21 protein-coding genes are annotated in these 20,387 nt (G+C 40.7%); 17 read left to right on the top strand and 4 right to left on the bottom strand.

Annotation, left to right across the window (positions count from 1 at the left end):
* Positions 1 to 31 precede the first annotated feature (31 nt).
* From trmB to JEU79_RS16530, 5 genes are all read left to right on the top strand, one after another.
* Positions 32 to 730, top strand: a complete 699-nt coding sequence (trmB, locus tag JEU79_RS16550) for a tRNA (guanosine(46)-N7)-methyltransferase TrmB (protein WP_246540342.1) — start codon at positions 32 to 34, stop codon at positions 728 to 730.
* A gap of 25 nt (positions 731 to 755) precedes the next feature.
* Entirely contained in the window at positions 756 to 2,141 is a 1,386-nt protein-coding gene (gene hemN / locus JEU79_RS16545) for an oxygen-independent coproporphyrinogen III oxidase (protein ID WP_246540604.1), read from the top strand.
* Between the two features lie 290 nt (positions 2,142 to 2,431).
* Positions 2,432 to 2,806: a response regulator gene (locus tag JEU79_RS16540; protein ID WP_198264986.1), complete on the top strand. Its 375-nt coding sequence runs from the start codon at positions 2,432 to 2,434 to the stop codon at positions 2,804 to 2,806.
* A gap of 24 nt (positions 2,807 to 2,830) precedes the next feature.
* Entirely contained in the window at positions 2,831 to 3,463 is a 633-nt protein-coding gene (locus JEU79_RS16535; protein ID WP_198264985.1) for a hypothetical protein, read from the top strand.
* Positions 3,456 to 4,676, top strand: coding sequence for a PAS domain-containing sensor histidine kinase (locus JEU79_RS16530; RefSeq protein ID WP_198264984.1), 1,221 nt, complete (start codon positions 3,456 to 3,458; stop codon positions 4,674 to 4,676). Before JEU79_RS16535 ends, JEU79_RS16530 begins: the two co-directional genes overlap by 8 nt.
* On the opposite strand, the gene JEU79_RS16525 is transcribed toward JEU79_RS16530, so the two are convergent.
* From JEU79_RS16525 to rph, 3 genes are all read right to left on the bottom strand, one after another.
* Complete coding sequence (locus JEU79_RS16525; RefSeq protein ID WP_198264983.1) at positions 4,656 to 5,183, bottom strand: GNAT family N-acetyltransferase; 528 nt, start codon at positions 5,181 to 5,183, stop codon at positions 4,656 to 4,658. The two genes, JEU79_RS16530 and JEU79_RS16525, sit on opposite strands and share 21 nt — an antisense overlap.
* On the bottom strand, positions 5,173 to 5,811 hold the full coding sequence (rdgB, locus tag JEU79_RS16520) for an RdgB/HAM1 family non-canonical purine NTP pyrophosphatase (protein ID WP_198264982.1): 639 nt from the start codon (positions 5,809 to 5,811) through the stop codon (positions 5,173 to 5,175). The genes JEU79_RS16525 and rdgB overlap by 11 nt, the downstream gene beginning before the upstream one ends.
* Before the next feature lie 200 nt (positions 5,812 to 6,011).
* Positions 6,012 to 6,743 (bottom strand): ribonuclease PH, encoded by a 732-nt coding sequence (gene rph, locus JEU79_RS16515; protein ID WP_198264981.1) that lies wholly within the window; start codon positions 6,741 to 6,743, stop codon positions 6,012 to 6,014.
* Positions 6,744 to 7,173: 430 nt separating this feature from the next.
* On the opposite strand from rph, the gene JEU79_RS16510 reads away from it, so the two are divergent.
* Positions 7,174 to 7,578, top strand: coding sequence for a bacteriohemerythrin (locus tag JEU79_RS16510; protein ID WP_198264980.1), 405 nt, complete (start codon positions 7,174 to 7,176; stop codon positions 7,576 to 7,578).
* A gap of 19 nt (positions 7,579 to 7,597) precedes the next feature.
* On the opposite strand, the gene JEU79_RS16505 is transcribed toward JEU79_RS16510, so the two are convergent.
* Complete coding sequence (locus tag JEU79_RS16505) at positions 7,598 to 8,551, bottom strand: serine/threonine protein kinase (RefSeq protein ID WP_198264979.1); 954 nt, start codon at positions 8,549 to 8,551, stop codon at positions 7,598 to 7,600.
* A 245-nt stretch (positions 8,552 to 8,796) separates the two neighbouring features.
* Between JEU79_RS16505 and JEU79_RS16500 the strand changes: the two genes are divergently transcribed.
* The 11 genes from JEU79_RS16500 to JEU79_RS16455 all read left to right on the top strand — a co-directional run bounded on the left by JEU79_RS16500 (position 8,797) and on the right by JEU79_RS16455 (position 20,350).
* Positions 8,797 to 9,687, top strand: coding sequence for a YicC/YloC family endoribonuclease (locus JEU79_RS16500; RefSeq protein WP_198264978.1), 891 nt, complete (start codon positions 8,797 to 8,799; stop codon positions 9,685 to 9,687).
* A 122-nt stretch (positions 9,688 to 9,809) separates the two neighbouring features.
* Positions 9,810 to 10,019: a hypothetical protein gene (locus JEU79_RS16495; protein ID WP_198264977.1), complete on the top strand. Its 210-nt coding sequence runs from the start codon at positions 9,810 to 9,812 to the stop codon at positions 10,017 to 10,019.
* Between the two features lie 179 nt (positions 10,020 to 10,198).
* Positions 10,199 to 10,801 carry a guanylate kinase gene (gene gmk, locus JEU79_RS16490; RefSeq protein WP_246540341.1) on the top strand — a complete coding sequence of 201 codons (603 nt, stop codon included), beginning with the start codon at positions 10,199 to 10,201 and terminating at the stop codon, positions 10,799 to 10,801.
* Positions 10,802 to 10,914: 113 nt separating this feature from the next.
* Positions 10,915 to 11,187 (top strand): DNA-directed RNA polymerase subunit omega, encoded by a 273-nt coding sequence (gene rpoZ, locus JEU79_RS16485; protein ID WP_198264975.1) that lies wholly within the window; start codon positions 10,915 to 10,917, stop codon positions 11,185 to 11,187.
* 84 nt (positions 11,188 to 11,271) lie between these two features.
* The gene (gene spoT, locus JEU79_RS16480) at positions 11,272 to 13,386 is read left to right on the top strand and encodes a bifunctional GTP diphosphokinase/guanosine-3',5'-bis pyrophosphate 3'-pyrophosphohydrolase (protein ID WP_246540340.1); all 2,115 of its coding nucleotides are present in this window, start codon (positions 11,272 to 11,274) and stop codon (positions 13,384 to 13,386) included.
* A 242-nt stretch (positions 13,387 to 13,628) separates the two neighbouring features.
* Entirely contained in the window at positions 13,629 to 15,908 is a 2,280-nt protein-coding gene (locus tag JEU79_RS26690) for a PAS domain-containing protein (protein WP_246540339.1), read from the top strand.
* A gap of 47 nt (positions 15,909 to 15,955) precedes the next feature.
* Positions 15,956 to 17,206, top strand: coding sequence for a putative bifunctional diguanylate cyclase/phosphodiesterase (locus JEU79_RS26685; protein ID WP_246540338.1), 1,251 nt, complete (start codon positions 15,956 to 15,958; stop codon positions 17,204 to 17,206).
* Positions 17,206 to 17,985 carry a DUF3450 domain-containing protein gene (locus JEU79_RS16470; RefSeq protein ID WP_198264973.1) on the top strand — a complete coding sequence of 260 codons (780 nt, stop codon included), beginning with the start codon at positions 17,206 to 17,208 and terminating at the stop codon, positions 17,983 to 17,985. Before JEU79_RS26685 ends, JEU79_RS16470 begins: the two co-directional genes overlap by 1 nt.
* Complete coding sequence (locus JEU79_RS16465) at positions 17,982 to 19,358, top strand: MotA/TolQ/ExbB proton channel family protein (RefSeq protein WP_198264972.1); 1,377 nt, start codon at positions 17,982 to 17,984, stop codon at positions 19,356 to 19,358. The genes JEU79_RS16470 and JEU79_RS16465 overlap by 4 nt, the downstream gene beginning before the upstream one ends.
* A gap of 33 nt (positions 19,359 to 19,391) precedes the next feature.
* Positions 19,392 to 19,946, top strand: a complete 555-nt coding sequence (locus JEU79_RS16460; protein ID WP_198264971.1) for a MotA/TolQ/ExbB proton channel family protein — start codon at positions 19,392 to 19,394, stop codon at positions 19,944 to 19,946.
* Positions 19,943 to 20,350: an ExbD/TolR family protein gene (locus JEU79_RS16455; protein ID WP_198264970.1), complete on the top strand. Its 408-nt coding sequence runs from the start codon at positions 19,943 to 19,945 to the stop codon at positions 20,348 to 20,350. The genes JEU79_RS16460 and JEU79_RS16455 overlap by 4 nt, the downstream gene beginning before the upstream one ends.
* Positions 20,351 to 20,387: the final 37 nt, after the last annotated feature.

Genomic DNA, 20,387 nt, shown 5'->3' with positions numbered 1-20,387 from the left:
TTTGAAAGTGAAAAGTGAAAGGGGGCTGCTAGTGAAAGAAAGTTCAGAACAAGTTAAGCACCCCCGTGCGATCAAAAGTTATGTGGTACGTTCGGGGCGGATGACGCTGGGACAGGAAAAAGCCTTTGCCGATCTCTGGTCTGTCTTTGGTATTGAACCTGAGGCAAAGCTTGATTTTGAACAATTATTTTCCCGTCAGGCGCCTGTTATACTGGAAATTGGTTTTGGCATGGGGGATTCATTAATTGAAACCGCTACCCGACATCCGGAAAATAACTATATTGGTATTGAAGTGCATCGTCCCGGTGTGGGACGTTTATTGGGCAATATAGGTGAGCAAGGACTCACTAACCTCAGAGTCATGCGGTTTGATGCCATTGAGGTGCTAAAAAATCAAATTCAGGACAATAGTCTGAGTGCTGTTTATCTGTTTTTTCCCGATCCCTGGCACAAGAGAAAACATCATAAACGGCGCATTGTGCAAGATGATTTTATCCAGTTGTTACGGAAAAAATTAATACTTCATGGGCAGTTTCACATGGCAACGGATTGGGAACATTATGCTAAACAGATGCTTGAAAGCATGTTAAATGCTCCGGGGTTTGACAATTGTGCTGTAGAGGGGCGTTATATTCCTAGGCCAGAATACCGACCCAGAACCAAATTCGAGCGCCGTGGCGAACGCCTTGGACATGGTGTTTGGGACATACTTTTTGAAAAAATAAATTAATACAATTCCCGTATCAGGATAAAAAATTATGGCAAATGTTGAGTTTGATCCACAGCTCATTAAACGATATGACAAAGCAGGACCACGCTACACATCATATCCTACCGCAGTACAATTTTGTGATGATTATACCGCTGACAGCTATCGCAAGTTTGCGGAAAAATCCAATCAGTCTGATAAGGCCCTCTCGCTTTATTTTCACATTCCTTTTTGTGATACCGTGTGTTTTTATTGCGGTTGCAACAAGGTGGTGACTAAGGATCGTTCTAAAGCTGCGCCTTATCTGGAGCGAGTACACAAAGAAATTGCCCTGCAGGCAAAGTTATTTGATCCCTCTCGTAAAGTCGATCAATTGCATTGGGGTGGTGGTACACCGACGTTTATCAGTCATGACGAAATGCGTGAATTGATGGCAGTGACCCGTCAGCATTTTAATTTGCATGATGATGATAGTGGTGAATATTCCATTGAAATTGACCCGCGTGAAGTGTCCCGTGAGAGTATCAAACTATTACGCGAGCTAGGTTTTAATCGCATGAGTCTGGGAGTGCAGGATTTTAATCCGGCGGTACAAAAAGCGGTGAATCGAATTCAGAGCAGAGAGGAAACTCTGGCTGCAATGACTGCGGCACGGGAAGAAAATTTCAAATCCATCAGCGTTGATTTGATCTATGGACTGCCCTTGCAGACGGTCGAAAGCTTTGATCAAACTCTGGATGAACTCATTGAAATCAGTCCTGATCGGGTGTCGGTCTTTAATTATGCGCATTTGCCCGAGCGTTTTAAACCACAGCGTCGTATCAATGAAAGTGAACTGCCTTCTGCGGCGGTAAAGCTGGAAATTTTTAAACATTGTATGGATAAGCTCACGGCAGCGGGCTATGTTTATATCGGTATGGATCACTTTGCCAAGCCCGATGATGAGCTAACCATTGCTCAGAAAAACGGTGAGTTATACCGCAATTTTCAGGGCTATGCGACCCATGCTGACTGTGATTTAGTGGGTATAGGCATTACTTCAATAGGCACCATTGCCAATAGCTTTGCTCAAAATGCTCGTACCATGGATGAATACAATGCCTTGATTGATCAGGGTGAGTTAGCGATTTTCCGTGGGGTTGAAATTGACGATGATGATTTGATTCGTCGTGAAGCCATTATGCAATTGATCTGTCATTTTAAACTTGATTTTGCCAAAGTCGGTGAGCGCTTTAAGATCGACTTTAAAGTCTATTTTGCAACAGAATTAGAGCGTTATGCCACTATGGTGGAAGATGGTTTAATTGTACTGGATAAACAGGGTATCGAAGTGACCTCACGGGGGCGTTTATTGATTCGTAACATCTGCATGGTGTTTGATCGTTATATTAAACCCGATGAAGAAACCCAACGTTTTTCCAAATTAATATAGTGTTTCGGAACAATACCAACACCGGGCTACTTATAGTCAAAAACGTGATGGCATTCATGTAATGAAAGAGACGGATGAAGTGCATATTTTTATGATTTTATTCGTACTCATTTTTCACAAGAGTAAAAATAGCACTCTTTTCTTATCTTAGCTTGCCAATTTGGACATTCTCAACTAAATTTTAATGTAACTACTCAGCGTATTCACCCTTTATTTAATTTCGTCGTTATTTATATCTAAACACGTTGAAGAGTTACATTTTTATTAGCATTTTAAATATTGAGAAAATAATGTCCGAAGCAAAACATGTGCTGATTGTCGATGATAGTCTAGTGTCGAGAATGATGATCAAAAAGGGCTTGCAAGCGCTCTGCCCACAATGGCAATTATCCGAAGCCAAGAATGCTGATGAAGCACTTGAACAAACCAAAGAACACATCTTTGATTTGTTTAGTATTGATTTTAATATGCCGGGTATGGATGGTTTAGAACTGATGGCTGAACTGAATCAAAACTTTCCAGAAGCACCCAAAGCCTTATTAACAGCGAATATTCAAGATTCCATTCAAGAAAAAACCACCGCATTAAATGGTCGATGCATCAATAAACCCATCACTGAAAAATCAATTGAGCAACTGGTCGCTTATTTTAATGAAGCACCCTAGTGAATTTTCGGATGAGAAGCAGTGATGACCAATAATATATCGCCAGAAAAACAAGCCGTTACTTTGACTGAGATGGAATTTGACCTATTGACGGAACTTTTCAATGTGGGGATTGGACGCTCGGCAGCAGCATTAAGTGAAATGTTGCATCAGGAAATCCAATTATCAGTACCAGAGATTTCTTTTTGTAGTGTCGATGAATTGCTTGAGCGATTCCCCAATGATGAAAACATTATCACGGTGTCTCAGGATATTTCGGGTCCCTTTGACATGCAATCCATGTTGCTGTTTCCCGTGAGTGGTAGTCTCAATGTGATCCGTGCCATGTTAGGCAATCATCTGAGTGATGAAATGGCCACTGAACTACAGCAGGAGGCTTTCACTGAAATTGGTAATATTGTGCTGAATGCCTGTATTGGTATTATTGCCAAAATGCTGGATGACAATTTTGTTATCAAGTTACCACAATTCAGTGATGATAAAGCCGAAAACCTATTTAAAAACAGTCATTTTAATACCAATCAGGTTGTTATGTCGATGCAAGTGGATCTTACCCTGACGACTAATCAAATAAGTGGTCATATAGCCTTTGTTCTTGGTTCAGTGTCGATGGATAGTATTAAATTACAACTCAATAAAATGCTTGAAAATGTCTGATTCTGCTTTCAATCGACTCTTTAAGCATTGTAAGGTTTTATTGAATGCTATCAATACGGGCTTGATCATTCTGGATCAGGATTTACGGGTTGTGCACTGGAATCGTTGGGTTGCCAATGCCAGTGGTCTAAGCGCTACTCAAGTTTACCAGCAAAGCTTGTTGCAAGTTTTTCCTGAATTAAAAAATACCCGTATTCATCAGGCCATTGAAGTTAATTTTGAGTTGGGAATGCCGGCTGTTATCTCTAATGTTTTTAACCATTCACCCTTGCCACTGTATGTGAACACCAATAAAGAAGATAAAGAAAAAACACCCTTGTTGCAGCATATTCAAATTACCCAAATTCGTTTGGATGATGAACAAGAGCAACACGAGGTTTTTTGTTTAATTCATATCAGCGATGTGACAGCGAGTGTGATGCGGGAAAAATTGCTCGAAAAACATATCAATGAGCGTAAAAGTGCTCAAGAATCCATACGTGAGGCACGTCGTTTGGCTGAAATTGCCAGTTATACCAAGTCACAGTTTTTAGCCAATATCAGCCATGAAATCAGGACACCGCTTAATGGTATTATGGGCATGACTGAACTGCTCAATTATTGTGATTTAGACGAAGATGCCAAGACTTATATCAAAGCACTCAATGTGTCGAGTCAAACCTTATTAGGTATTGTTAATGATGTGCTGGATTATAGCAAAATTAATTCCAAGCAATTATTACTGAATGCGAAAGCATTTAATTTTAGAGACTTAATTGATGATATTGATCGTATTATACGGGCTAAGTTAATGCTCAAACAAATACACTTTGATATTAAATTTGATGAAAATATTCCTCAAATTGTGATTGGAGACAAGAGCCGAATAAAACAAGTTTTAATTAGTTTGTTGGATAATGCTGCTAAATTCACCGAACAAGGTTCAGTTGTTCTTGCCATGACGATCCTCTGTCAAAATGAATCACAACTGATTCTTAATGTGAGTGTTGAAGATACAGGGATTGGTATTTCTGAAAGCGATCAGGATAAAATATTTGAATCATTTTCTCAGGGTGATGGCTCGATCACCCGCAAATATGGGGGGACGGGACTTGGTTTAGCCATAAGCAAACAATTGGTAACACTTATGGATGGTGAGTTGATGGTTAAAAGTCAGCCTGGCAAAGGTTCACTCTTTAGCTTTGATCTAAAATTAGCTTTGGAAAGTCGCTAAAAACGCTTTACGCTTAATTTTAAAATGTATCATCGCCGTTGACTGTTGATTAAAATCTTTGCGCTGTTCAATAGCATAGGGCTTAAATCCCAGATGTTGATAAAACAATAGAGCCTTAGTATTTTGGCTGTAGCAAGAGAGGTGTACTTCATTGAGACCTAATTGTTGAAAGCCAATCGCCACCATTGTCTGCACTAATTTTTTCCCCAAGCCCTGTTGTCTCTTTTCTGGTTTGATTATGACATTGCCGATAAAGGCAATATTATGGTTTTCTACATTATAAAAATTAGCAAAGCCAATAACTTGTTGTTTAGGCGCAAGCTTAAGATCAAGCATAACGGTGGACTCATAGCGTTCGCTAAGTTGTGCTTCAAGTTGTGCTTGGGTTAAAGGGTAGCTGGCAGAGGGGAAGAAATAAAATAATTCGGTTTTGTCTTGGGGGAAATTTAAAATCGCCTCCAAGTCAGATGATGTTGCCTGACGAAAACTCAGTGTGCTATTTTGCATACAATGCAGTGAGTTCATCATGTAATAAACGCAATGCTTTACCACGATGGCTCATGCCATTTTTAATGTCAGGGTCGAGTTGTGCTGATGATAGCTGGTGCTCGGGCACCCAGAATAGTGGATCATAGCCAAAACCATTATCACCTACTTCTTCGCGCATGATAATACCTTCCCAGGCAGCTTGGCAAATGATCGGTGTTGGATCAGCAGCATGACGCATATAAACCAGAATACATTGATAACGTGCAGTACGTAAGGCATCATCGTCTACGTCTTTTAGGGCATCTAATAACTTTAAATTATTATTCGCATCCTTAGAGTCACCCCCGTATTCGCCACTGCCTGCTAAGGTTGAATAACGCGCGGAATAAATACCGGGAACACCATTCAGGTAGTCAACTTCAATGCCGGAATCATCGGCAATGGCTGGCATCCCGGTGATTTCTGCGGCATAACGTGCTTTGATGATGGCGTTTTCCACGAAGGTGGTGCCGGTTTCTTCAACATCACCCACACCGAGTTCCGTTTGTGGCACGATATTGAGACCCAGATCAGTGAACATTTTGACAAATTCCCTGACTTTACCTTTGTTACCACTCGCTAAAACAATTTTTTTATCTAAATTCATTTTTCATTCTCTATTTTTTGGGGACAGATTAAATAAGCTATATATCTTTACATTAGTAGGATGCGGTGAGGAACGAACCGCATCAAAGACGTACATTTAAAGCCATTGATGCGGTTCGTGCCTCACCACATCCTACATCTGAAGTGTAAAAAAGGTTTGAGCTATGCCATTCTCTGTTTACTAAGTGTTTGCTTAGATGATTAAGCCAGTGCTTCAGTCTGCTTTTCAATCAGATGTTCGATGCCTTTTTTGCCTAATGCTAACATGGCGGTGAGTTCTTCTGGTTGAAAAGCATGGCCTTCAGCTGTCCCTTGAATTTCAATAAAGCCCCCGACTTCATTCATGACAATATTCATATCGGTTTCAGCGCAGGAATCTTCAGCATAATCCAAATCTAATACCGGTTCGCCATTATAAATACCAACTGAAATAGAGGCAACATGACCGTGCAGCGGGTTCTTTTTGATGATTTTCTTCTCTAGCATGTAGTTCACGGCATCAACCAAGGCGACATAAGCGCCAGTAATTGAGGCCGTGCGGGTGCCGCCATCGGCCTGAATGACATCACAATCCAGCGTAATAGTATTTTCGCCTAATGCTTCGAGATCAATCACCGCCCGTAACGAACGAGCAATAAGACGCTGAATCTCCATAGTGCGCCCACTTTGCTTGCCCGCAGATGATTCACGACGCATTCTCTTGCCCGTTGCACGGGGTAGCATACCGTATTCTGCTGTTACCCAGCCCTGCTTTTTGCCTCGTAGGAAGCCCGGCACTCTGGTTTCTACGGTTGCAGTACAAAGCACCTGGGTTTCACCGCTTTCAATTAATACTGAGCCTTCTGCATGTTTGGTATAGTGACGAGTGATTTTGACTGTGCGCTGTTCATCGTTAGCACGACCGCTAGGGCGTGTAGTACCGCTGGAACTCATAGAGTGGTTTCCTGTGATGTAAAAATATAAATATTGTCAACAGGCTTTATTGATGTTTAATTTAGCCTGTTATAAGTGCTAAAATTATAACATTTAGAGCGTAGAAAACTGCAAGAATATTTTTATTTTCTAGTTCTTCACATTATTGCGTACCAGTGAACTGCTACGCAATATACGAATTCACCGACATTTACTCTCAAGTAAAAAGCCTCAGAAGGAATGAGGCGTAGGGTGAGCACGTTTTTTGTGCCCACGCTGAAATGTGAATATAAGATTTCCCCTTGAGTTCAGAAGTAAGTTTGTTTATATAAAACACAGCAAAATGCTGATAAAAGTCAATACTACGGCTATTATAGTCTGGATTTCTTCATTGAATGCCTCATACTGCTAAAGAATTGTTTTTTAATAATGTTAGCAGAGAGAATACATGTTGTTGATCCAATGGAATAATGAATTAAGTGTGGGTATTGACTCAATCGATGAGCAGCATAAAAAACTCATCAATATGATCAATACACTTAATGAGGCCTTGGCAGAAGGTGAAGCCAATGAGGCCCTAATCGCTATTTTTGATGATTTAGCGGATTATACAGTGAGCCATTTTGGTTATGAGGAAAAGTTATTTGCTCAACATGCTTATGAGCAAACAGAGTCTCATATCAATGAGCATCATGCAATGATTGAGCAGGTTCAGAAGTTACGACAAAAAATGGCTGATGGTGATTTTTTAGTTGGGGTTGAAGTGATGGTTTTTTTAAAAGACTGGTTGCTCAACCATATTCTAAAAACCGATAAAGACTATGGCCAGTTTTTGTTAGCAAAGGGCGCGAGTTAAATTTTTTATCGCTGTGTGCTTATTTATTCCAAGGCAATAGATTCGAGAGCTGATCCAGCTTAAGCTTGGACAAGATTGACTTAGACTCGTTTTCATCGGGCATCTTTTCCAACATTTCCAGTAATTCATCACAACTTTGCGGGCGCAGACGCTGATCCGGCTCCATCGACCAATCAACAGCCTCCAAAAGTATCTGACTGTATTTGCGCTTAAATGCATTGACCGCCGGTTTCATTGGATCGTCGTCCTTGCGTTTGTTGGCTGACGGTGGCGGTACACCCTCAATACAACTTCTCATGGTAGCGCCGATGGCATAAATATCAGTCCAAGGCCCCATATAGCCACGTTCAGTCACTTGTTCAATGGGAGCAAAACCAGCGGTGGCCACGACACGAGCATCATATAGACGGGTTTTCATGGTTTCCCTGACCGCACCAAAGTCTAATAACAAAGGCCTGCCCCCTTGGCGCAAGTGAATATTGCTGGGCTTGATATCCAGATGTAATAAGCCCTTGTCATGTAATAACTTTACTCCAGACAATAATTGCGGGAAGACTTTACGTAATAATCTTTCACTGAGGTTGCCTTTGTACTTGCGAATATAATCTTGCAGGTTGACCCCTTTTTCATCTTTCATCACCATATAAGCCGTGCCATTGGTCTGAAAAAAGTTAGTCACATCAACAATGTTAGGGTGTTTGAGTGTTGCTAGGGTACTGGCTTCCTGAAAGAAAAGCTTACGGCCTTTGTTATAGGATTCAGGTGCAGAAGGATCTAAACTGGTGACATCCGTATCATTGACTCTGACGGCCAGTTTTTTCGGCATATATTCTTTAATCAGTACGGTGTGTTTTTTGTCTGCAACACTATGGGCGTTATAAACTATACTGAAACCGCCGCCGCCCATTACATTGTCGATAATGTATTCATCAACCTGGGTTCCTTGTGCAAGAGGGGCTATATTATGCGCCATGGGCGTTTGTTAATCCTATTAACTTCCGGTAAAAATTCATGAGTGTATAAGAGAGTATAGTGAGATAAACGCAGAATTTCTATGGGTTATGCTACAATCTATAACAATCGTTGAAATTATTCTTCTAGGATGAAGAAATATGGGATCGATCAACCTGCTTCGCACATCCTACAAATGTAAAACCAAATGGGCTTATTTGATCTGTCCCAGAAATATCACCTCTACTTATGACACTTGGAGTCTCTATGGTTAAAAGTATGACTGCCTATGCCCGACAGGAAGCAAAACTGGACTGGGGCGTGATGGCCATCGAATTGCGCAGTGTCAATCACCGTTTTTTGGATTTGAGCATTAAAATGCCAGATGAATTGCGGGCGTTGGAAATGCAAATCAGAGAGCGGATTAAAGCCCGATTTCAACGGGGTAAACTGGACGTTTTTATTCGTTTAAATATTGACGAAAATAACCAACAGCTCCTAGCCTTCAATCATGACTTGGCGGAACAAGTAGCCAAAACACTACATGAAATCGATAAGTTAATTTACAATGCCGCACCCGTGAGCGCGGTGGATATTATTAATTGGCCGGGGGTAATGGATGCTCGTAACATCGATCAAAATGCTATCAATGATTCTGTTTTTCCCGTATTAGATTCGGCATTGGCTGAACTCTTAGAGGGCAAACAAAGAGAAGGCCAGGCCTTAGGCGAAATGATTGCTCAGCGCATCGCTGACATGCGAGCGGTGATTGATCAGGTCAAAGAAAAAATGCCGAAAATTCTTCAATTACAACGCCAACGATTAGAAGAAAAACTGCAACATGTGCAAGCAAACCTATCGCTTGAAGCCGAAAATGGCCGACTAGAACAAGAAATGGTGTTATTGGCACACAAAGCCGATGTGGATGAAGAAATTGACCGCTTACAGACTCACCTGATTGAAATTGAACGCAATATTTCCGCTGACATTCCCGACAACGAAGCCATTGGCCGCCGCCTGGATTTCCTTATGCAAGAACTCAATCGCGAAGCCAATACCCTCGGCTCAAAATCTATCTCAGAAATCACCACGGCAGCTTCAGTCGAGATGAAAGTATTGATAGAGCAAATGCGTGAGCAGATACAGAATATTGAATAGCTGTTTTTGGATGCTGTCGTACACACATTTAAAGATGATAATAACATTGAATATGTGAGAATTATTAGCGCAAGAAAAGCATCTAAAAAAGAACTGCATTCATACCAACAAAGGTGTAAAAAATGAAAGATGAATATGATTTTACTAATGCAGAACAAGGTAAGTTCTACAGACCTCTGGATGAGTTGGATATTCCGATATATCTGGATAAAGAAGTGAAGGATTTTTTTATAAAGAAAATTCGTGATAAAAAACAGAAATTCTCTTTAAATGAAACAATTAATTCTTTGCTAAAAAAAGATATTGAAATATCAAAAAAACTAGCAAGCTAGGGCGTAATATGAGTGTCAAGAGGATAAATTTGTCTTTGGCTGAAAATCGTCCTGAATGAAATGCTCTCAGGGTGCATTTCTAAATATCAGGGGTATAATACACCAATAAATTCTGTCCAAAAAAGTATTAAAAAAGAGAATAAACTATGTTTAACCACAGCCCTGAAACCGATTGCGGTATGTTGTATATCATTAGTGCGCCATCGGGCGCCGGTAAAACCAGTCTGCTTAAAGCCTTATTAGAAGAAACCGACCTGATTGAGGTTTCAGTTTCCTATACGACACGAGAAAAACGTCCGGGTGAACGTGAGGGCATTGATTACCATTATGTGAGTCATGAGACTTTTCAGCAGATGATTGCTGAACAACAGTTTATTGAACATGCAGAAGTGTTTGGCAATTTTTATGGTACATCAAAAAAACAAATTAAAGAAAAATTAACTGCGGGCATCGATATTATTCTGGAAATTGACTGGCAGGGTGCTCAGCAGGTACGTAAACAATTTGATACCTGTACTAATGTGTTTATTTTGCCCCCTTCACGACAAGAACTCTTATCACGCTTGACGGAACGCGGGCAGGATTCCCATGAAGTGATTAGTAAGCGTATGAATGAAGCGATAGAACAAATGTCACACTACGATGAATTTGAATACTTAATTGTTAATGATCAATTTTCCCATGCGTTGGGCGAGCTTAAAGCCTTGATTTATGCCTTCCGTTTACGCCAATCGCCACAATGTCGCCGTCATCACAATCTTATTGAGGCTTTGTTGGTATAAACCTCAACAAATATATGGTTTTTAATTAAGCATTATATCTTGTGTCATTCTCAGCGCTTGAGTATAATGACTAGTTCACTATCGACTATTTAATTTCTAGGGGTATAACACCAATGGCACGAGTGACAGTTGAAGATTGTCTGGATAATGTAGAAAACCGTTTTGAACTGGTGATGGTTGCAACTAAACGCGCTCGCCAAATTGCCAATGGTCAGGAACCTTTAGTTGAAGCTGAAAACGACAAGCCTACTGTTATTGCCTTGCGTGAAATTGCTGAAGGTAAAATTGGTCCTGAAATTCTGACTGAAGTATCGGCGATGGCGCACATGGGTGCTTCGTTGACTTCAGTAGAAGAAGCGGGTCAAGAGATGACTAGCGAAGAATAAGATTTTTGTCAGCAAGGCGTAGTTCTCATTACGCTGAGTTATTACAAATGTCATTTTATCAAATTCTGACAGGGACTCCAGCTATTGTTTCTCATCAGTGATCTCTGCGCCATGCTGAACGCTTATCTCGATGAAGATCAGGTGAGTGCTGTCTACCATGCTTATCTGTTTGGTGCCGAAGCCCATGAAGGGCAAACGCGGATGACGGGTGAACCCTATATCTATCATCCCATTGCTGTGGCCAGGATTCTGGCTGAAATGCGCATGGATGAAAACACTCTCATTGCCGCTATTCTGCACGATGTCATCGAAGATACTGAAACCCATAAAGAACAGATTGCCAAACTCTTTGGCGAAGAAGTCGCCGAAATTGTCGATGGTGTCACCAAGTTAGATCATATTCATTTTGACAACAAGCAAGAAGCCAAGGCGGAAAGTTTTCGTAAAATGATTCTGGCGATGGTGAAGGATATTCGGGTCATTCTCATCAAATTGGCTGACCGTCTGCACAATATGCGTACTCTGGGCATTATGCGGGCCGATAAAGCTCGTCGCATTGCCGGTGAAACACTAGACGTTTATGCTCCGATTGCTAATCGCTTGGGCATGAATGTAATGCGTCATGAGTTGGAAGAGCTGGGTTTTAAAGCTTACTATCCCATGCGCTATCGAGTGTTAAAAGAATCTGTTAATAAAGTGCGTGGCAATCGTAAGACCCTGGTGAAAAAAACTCAGGAAGCGCTGGAAAACCGCTTATCACATGAAGGTATCCAATGTGACGTCCTCGGGCGAGAAAAACACCTGTATAGTATTTATCGAAAAATGCAGAATAAGAATCTGCCTTTTTCAGAAGTTTATGATGTCTATGCCTTTCGGATTGTGGTCGATACTGTTGATAGCTGTTACCGTGCATTAGGCGCTGTTCACGCATTATACAAGCCAGTTCCTGGAAAATTCAAAGATTATATCGCCATCCCTAAAATTAATGGCTATCAGTCATTACACACTATATTATTCAGCCCCTTTGGCGTACCCATTGAAGTTCAACTGCGCACAAGTGATATGCATCGCGTCGCAGAAAATGGTATTGCCGCTCATTGGGGTTATAAAGAAAGCGAGAATAACGGCGGCGTAATTGCTCAGGCCAAGGCTAGAGAATGGCTGAAAAGTTTATTGGATTTGCAGCAAAATGCGGGTGACTCCATTGAGTTTTTAGAAAGTGTTAAAGTTGATTTATTTCCGTCGGAAGTCTATGTTTTTACGCCCAAAGGGCTGATCATGGAATTACCCCGAGGGGCAACCATCGTTGATTTTGCTTATGCCGTACATACCGATGTGGGTAGTTCTTGTGTTGCCGGTAAAATCAATCATCAACATGCGCCCTTAAGCACGCAATTGAAGAATGGTCAGACCATTGAAATTATCACCGCACCGGGTGCTTCGCCCAATCCTTCATGGCTGAATTTTGTTTTTACAGCTAAGGCGCGTGGTAGCATACGCAATATACTGAAAAATCTCCAACGCGATGAGTCCATTGCCTTGGGAACTCGTTTATTGAACAAGTGCCTGGGCAACGTCAATATGTCGGTACAAGACTTATCTCAAAGTCGCATTGAACGGGTGATAAAAGACTATGAACTCAATTCAATGGATGAATTATTACATCAAGTGGGTTTGGGTAATCGTATTCCACAGTTAGTTGTGCGGCACTTATTACCAGAGCAAAGTGATGCGCTTGATCAGGCGCGTCAAGAGCATGGGCCATTATTGAATATTCGAGGCACAGAAGGGATGGTGGTTCATTATGGACGCTGTTGCCATCCTATTCCCGGTGATCCAATTGTCGGTTTTATTAGCTCAGGGCGTGGTATTGTTATTCACACCAAGTCCTGTAAAAATGCTAAAGATTATCTTAAACAAGCTCAAAAATGGATTGATGTTGAATGGAGTGATGATATCAGTGCTGAATTCAGTGTGACCTTGAGAGTGGTAGTTGAACACAGAAAAGGTGTCTTGGCGACCATCGCCTCAGCACTTGCAGATTGCGAAGCTAATATTGAGCATGTCGTGACCGCTGATAGAGAAGATCAGCTCTACTCCCTCGATTTTACCTTGTCTGTACGTGATAGAACCCATTTGGCGGATATTATGCGTAATCTGAGATTGCTTGCTATCGTGGCCACTCTGACTCGTCTTTAGTCTTTCAATACTAAGTTAAAACTTCCTTTCAAAGTATAAAATTTCAAAATTTGTAGTATATTTAAATATAAGAATTTAAACCGCCTGCATGATCAAGCAAGGAAGATAACATCAAAGCATTAAAAAATGCGCGTCGCCAGTATAACCACCTGGTTGCAACGGAAACACTGGAAGATTATTCGCTGCGCTATACCCCCAAATCATTTCGTAAATGGTCAGAATTTCTCATCGCTAATACAGCATTGGGCAGTATCTCGTTTCTGGCATTGGAAGCCATTGGTGCGACTATTGCCATTCACTATGGTTTTCAAACCGCATTCTGGGCTATTCTCACTGCATCAGTCATTATTTTTTTAACGGCGATTCCCATCAGCTATCACGCTGCTCGCTATAATATCGATATAGATTTGATCACTCGAAGTGCGGGCTTTGGCTATGTGGGTTCTACCATTACATCACTTATTTATGCCTCGTTTAGCTTTATCTTTTTTGCGCTTGAAGCAGCCATTATGGCGCAGGCGCTGGAGCTTTATTTTGGTCTGCCTTTGGCGTGGGGCTACCTTTTTAGCTCGCTCATCATTATTCCCATGGTGTTTTATGGCATCACTTTTATTAATAAATTACAAATGTGGACCCAGCCAATCTGGATCACCATGATGCTATTGCCCTTTATTGCCGTGTTGCTTAAAGAGCCAGAAGCAATAACGGCGATGCTTGGTTTCACGGGCAGCATTTCAGAGAGTTCAGAGTTTAATTTTTATTACTTTGGCTTCGCTATCGGTATCTCTTTATCGCTCATTGCGCAGATTGGTGAACAGGTTGACTACCTTCGATTTATGCCACCATTGGAAAAGCATAATCGTTTTAAGTGGTGGGCAGCCATGCTACTTGCCGGGCCGGGGTGGATTATTCTGGGCTTTCTAAAACAGTTGGGAGGTATTTTTCTAGCCAGTGTCGTCTTATTGGCGGGCTTATCATTACATGAAGCAAAAACACCGATACAGATGTACTACATAGGCTATCAATATGTGTTTGAGAACCCCGAAGTTGCCTTGGCGGCATCGACCTTTTTTGTCATCATTTCCCAAATCAAGATCAATGTAACCAATGCTTATGCTGGCTCATTGGCCTGGTCAAACTTTTTTTCTCGAGTCACACATTCCCACCCGGGTCGCGTTGTCTGGATGGTTTTTAATATTGCTATCGCGCTATTATTAATGGAACTCGGTCTTTTTTATATGTTGGAAAAAGTGCTCGGCTTGTATTCCAATGTCGCTATTGCATGGATTGGCGCGATCACGGCGGACTTGATTATTAATAAACCCCTTGGGTTGAGTCCCAAAATAATAGAATTCAAACGCGCCCACTTATACAGTTTTAATCCAGTGGGTGTCGGTAGTATGGGCATTGCCTCAATAGTCGCCATTATTGCTTTTATGGGCTTTCTTGGTGATATGGCGCAAAGTTATTCGGCATTGATTGCAATGTTCTTAGCTTTCATTTTATCCCCCTTGTTTGCCTGGTTCAGTGGCGGAAAATATTATATTGCCCGCAGCAATGACTTATATAAAGACACTCATCATCGCTCGCCAGCAAATGCCATTGTCACGCATCAATGTGAAATGTGTGATAACGAATATGAGCAGGAAGACATGGCCTATTGCTCTTTTCATGAGGTGAAAATTTGTTCTCTTTGCTGCTCATTGGATTCACTTTGCCATGATGCTTGTAAAGAAAAAAGTGAATTCTCTTTGAGAAAAAAACTGGCATATTGGTGCCATAAACTCAGTGCTGGTCAGGTTTCGTTTAAGGCTTGTTTAAGGCTTCAGGATTTTATCAGCATTAGCTTCGGACTTTTGTTTCTGTTGGCAGTCATTGCCTGGATGGTTTATTCTGCACAACTTGAAGTCATGTCGGATGACTCGATTATTTATCTTGAGCAAGCTTTTATTACCTTCTTTTTTCTAATCTCAATTATGGTTTGTACGCTGGTCTGGTGGGTCTTACTCCTACAGGAGAGTCGAGAATTGGCAGAGAATGATTTAGAGCAACAAAATAAAGCGTTGAAAGAATCACAAGAGGCCATTTTATATCAGAAGCAAGCACTGGACGAACAGAAGGAACTCTATGAGTTGGTTTTTAAAAAAACCATGAGTGGCGTGTTAATTCTGGACATTGAAAGTAATCAATTTATTGACTGTAATGAATCAGCACTAAAAATTCTCAGGCGGGGTTCTAAAAAAGAGGTTTTAAATCTTGAACCGGCACAAATATCTCCAGAATTTCAGCCTGATGGGCGAAAGAGTGATGAGAAATCTTATGAAATGATCGCGCTAGCCGTTAAAAATGGTTCGCATACATTTGAGTGGAAGCATTTAACAAAAAATAATATTGATATTTGGATCGAAGTGACTCTAACGCCTATTGTTATAGATGGCAAGCAAGTATTACATACGGTGTTTAAAGATATTGAAGAACGAAAAGCCACAGAAAAAAACTCCATGAACAAAAAAATAGCTTAGATTATCAGGCACATCATGATGCACTCACAGGACTGCCCAATCGAGTATTGTTCAATGACCGCTTATCACAGTCCATCGAACGAGCTAAACGACAGAATAATGAATTAGCACTGTTCTTTATCGACTTGGATCGCTTTAAAAAAATTAATGATTCACTTGGGCATGTGACAGGCGATAAAGTGCTACAAGAAGTGGCAACGCGTTTAAAAAATGCGATCCGTAAAGAAGATAGTCTTGCCCGGCTAGGCGGTGATGAATTTACTATTTTAATTGAAGAACTGGAACGAGGACAAGATGCCTCTTTATTAGCCAAAAAAATCCTGCAAAGTCTGGCAGAACCCATTTACATTGATGAACATACACTCTTTGTTTCAAGCAGTATTGGCATTAGCCTGTATCCCCAAGATGATATAGATATGCACAATTTACTTAAATATGCAGATGCAGCGATGTATAAGGCAAAAGACGAAGGTCGTAATAATTTTCAGTTTTATTCATCAGAAATGACGGCATTAGCTTTTGAGCATATTGTGATGGAAACAAAGTTACGTCAGGCTTTAGCGCAAGAAGAGTTTGTTGTGTATTATCAGCCACAGGTCAATGCTGTGACCGGAAAAATAATAGGCATGGAAGCCTTAATTCGTTGGAATGATCCGGAATCGGATATGGTTCCACCGAATAAATTTGTCCCCATTGCAGAAGAAACAGGCTTAATTGTGCCCATCGATCAATGGGTCATGAAAACGGCGATCAAACAAGTGGCACAATGGCATGAGAAAGGTTTAAATCCAGGTGTGCTTTCTTTAAATCTCGCGATTAAGCAACTCTATACCAAGGAGTTTACACAATACTTGCAGGGAATATTAAAGACCATGAATTTCCAGCCTGAATGGCTGGGTTTGGAAGTGACCGAAGGACAGATTATGTCTAATCCTGAGGATGCAATTGCTATTTTGGAAAAACTCAGTGCGATGGGTGTTGTCATATCTGTGGACGATTTCGGCACGGGCTATTCATCGCTTTCCTATCTAAAACGTTTGCCTATTAATAAACTAAAAATAGATCAATCCTTTATTCGAGGTTTGCCGAGTGATGATGAAGATGCCGGTATTAGCCGTGCAGTGATAGCCTTAGCCAAAAGCCTTAATTTAGATGTGATTGCGGAAGGAGTGGAGACGATGCAACAAAAGGATTTTCTAGTCAGCAATGGTTGTGAAAATATTCAGGGCTATTTTTATGCCAGACCCATGCCTGCAATAGAAATGGAAGTATTGCTTTTAGGGGCTTTGCAATCATAATGAACAAGCCAATAAAAATACTTATACTGAGTTTATGCTTATTGATTTTTATCAGTCTGAATCCTCTCAATGCAGCTACACTTAAAGCCAACATTGAAGCTCAAAACAAGGTGCAAAATAAGGCAATAAAATCTCAACAAAAAATTAACATGCTCAGTGAACAGTCAACTGATATGTTACATGAATATCAGCAAGTCTCTGAACAACTTAACACCCTAACAATATACAACCAACAACTCAGCAAATTAGTTCAATCACAAAATGATTTAGTCATCACGCGCACTCAGCAACTCAATAGTATAGAACAAACTGAACAAGCGATAGTGCCCTTAATGTTGCAAATGATAAATACATTAGAGCAATTTATTCAATTAGACATGCCCTTTCTAGTACAAGAACGTTCAGAAAACGTCAGAGAGTTAAAACAATTAATGGATCAATCGGATGTCAGCAGTGCAGAAAAATACCGTCAGATCATGGAAACATTTTTACAAGAAATGGAATATGGTCATACCATTGAAACATGGCAGGGCAGTCATCCAGAAAAGTACAATGCGGTAGTGAATTATTTTCGTATGGGACGGGTGGTGTTAGTTTATCAAAGTCTGGATAAAAAAAATTCTTTTTACTGGTCTAAAGATAAAGCGCAATACGTACCTCTGTCATCTCAATATTACGCCTCACTAGAGCATGGCTTGCGCATGGCTAGAAAACAGTTGGCACCTGAATTTATTACTTTACCGGTTAGTATTCCTCGAAGAGTGGAGGAAGAAAAATGATAAATAAACGTAATTGCTTATTAATGATTATTGCCTTCACCACTTTAGTCTGGACTCAATGGGCTTTTTCAAAGGCGAATGACTTAGATACACTCTTGAAAGAGGTAAAACAGTCTGGCCTGCTCAGTGATAAAAAAAATAAAGCCCGGGAACAGCGCTTTAAGCAACAGCATCATGCACGAAAAAAATTATTAGCACAGGTAAAAGAAGAGCTAGCGCTGGCACTACAACGCTCAGAAACACTTAAAAAACAATTGCAGAACAATGATAAAAAACTGGCAGACATCGATGTTAATATAAGCCAAAAAGGAGCTAATCTGGGTGAGTTGTTTGGTGTTGTCAGACAGATATCAGGTGAAACCTATGCGCGTTTTAATAATTCTATCATCTCTATTCAGTATTCACAGCGCGGCATTCTACTAAAGCAATTATCAGATAGCCGTTCACTGCCCGCCATTACCGATTTAAAACAACTTTGGTATGAAATGCAGCGACAAATGACTCAGTCAGGTAAAAATGTTCAATTCAAACAAATGATAATCACTGCTGAGGGTAATGAAGAAGAACGACTTGTTACCCGTATTGGTGAATTTAACAGTTTGAGTGATGGACATTATTTACAATATTTGAGAAAAAGCAATCAACTGGTAGAACTTAATCAACAACCGCCACAACGTTTTCTTAATCAGATTACACAATTGGAAATAGCGACTAATACATCCCAAAAAGGTGAAATAGCATTGGCTATTGATCCTTCAGGAGGCACGCTGCTCTCACTGCTTAGCCAGATGCCGGATATTCAAGAACGGATCAGACAGGGTGGCATTATTGGTTATATTATCTTATTCATTGGCACTTTATCCTTGCTTATCGCCTTGGAGCGTTATTTCTATTTAGCAACGATTGGTTTTAAAATGACCAGACAAAGAAAGTCCAATCAGCCATCCATGAACAATCCTCTGGGGCGAATCATGACGGTATACCATCAGTTTAAAGCGCAGCACTCAATTGAAACATTGAGCTTGAAACTAGATGAAGCTATTTTATCAGAAACACCGAAGCTGGAACGTCGTTTGGTTATGCTCGGACTGTTTGCCACGGTAGCCCCCTTATTAGGCTTGCTGGGCACTGTGATTGGTATGATAGAAACATTTCAGTCAATTGCATTATTTGGTACTGGCGATCCTAAGCTGATGTCTGGAGGTATTTCACAGGCATTAGTGACAACGGGGCTGGGTTTGATTGTTGCCGTGCCTGCAGTATTGTTGCATGGCTTTTTGCAAACGAAAAGTAATCGACTGATCCAAATACTGGATGAAGAAAGTGCTGGTTATATAGCGCAACTTGCTGAGCAAAATGATCCGCAAGCCTGATGTCGATATATTCATACGGAACGAATAGATGCCATGCTGAGTGAATACTTACAACTAGCACAGAATGCAATCTGGCAATTACTCGACTTCATGTATTCGGGTGGTTATGTCTTATGGAGTATTTTTTTTCTTAATATAGTTTTATGGATGTTGGTCGTAGAGCGCCATTGGTTTTTTCGCTACAATTTCCCCTTGTTAGCAGAACAAAAATTACGTCCCTGGCAGGAAAGAAAAGAGCACCAATCATGGTATGCCAAGAGTATTAAAACAATGATTTTGGCAAAGTTACATAGTCGGCTGAATCAACATCTTAGTACTATTCATGTGTCAGTTGAACTCTTGCCTATTTTAGGGCTACTGGGTACTGTGATCGGAATGATCGAAACCTTTGAGATTTTAAATCTCTATGGGACTGGCAATGCCAGAGCTTTAGCCGCCAGTATTTCTAAGGCCTTAATCACTACCTTAGCAGGCTTGTTAAGTGCTATTCCAGGCTTGTTTATGAGTAGTTTGTTGCAGCAACAGGCAGAACAAAAAATGCTGCAAGTCACAGATAAAATGACCGACCAGGAAAGTGATCAAAAATGAGAAAACGTCATATCAACAATCCAATGAAACGTCCGGTTAACATTAACCTGACCCCAATGATTGATATGGTATTTATTCTATTGATTTTTTTTATTGTCACCACCTCATTTGTTAAAGAAACGGGGGTTGAAATTAATCGACCTACAGCAAAAACAGCCGAACGTCATGAACAGGGCAACATTTTAGTGGCCATTACCAAAAAAGGTACTATCTGGATTGATAGGCGTCAAGTAGAAACACACTCAGTCAGAGCGAACATTGAACGACTTAAGGCACAAAACCCAGAGGGTTCAGTGATTATCCAGGCAGATGCGGTTGCCCAGACTGGGGTTTTAATTAAAGTTATTGATCAAGTGCGTTTGGCGGGTATTAGTAATATATCCATTGCAGCAAGCAAACCTTAGCTGTTTGACATCTTAGTGCTTGGTTTATGAATAATTA

The organism is sulfur-oxidizing endosymbiont of Gigantopelta aegis, from assembly GCF_016097415.1.
Taxonomy (GTDB): Bacteria; Pseudomonadota; Gammaproteobacteria; order GRL18; family GRL18; genus GRL18.
This window is presented reverse-complemented; position numbering and strand designations above follow the sequence as displayed.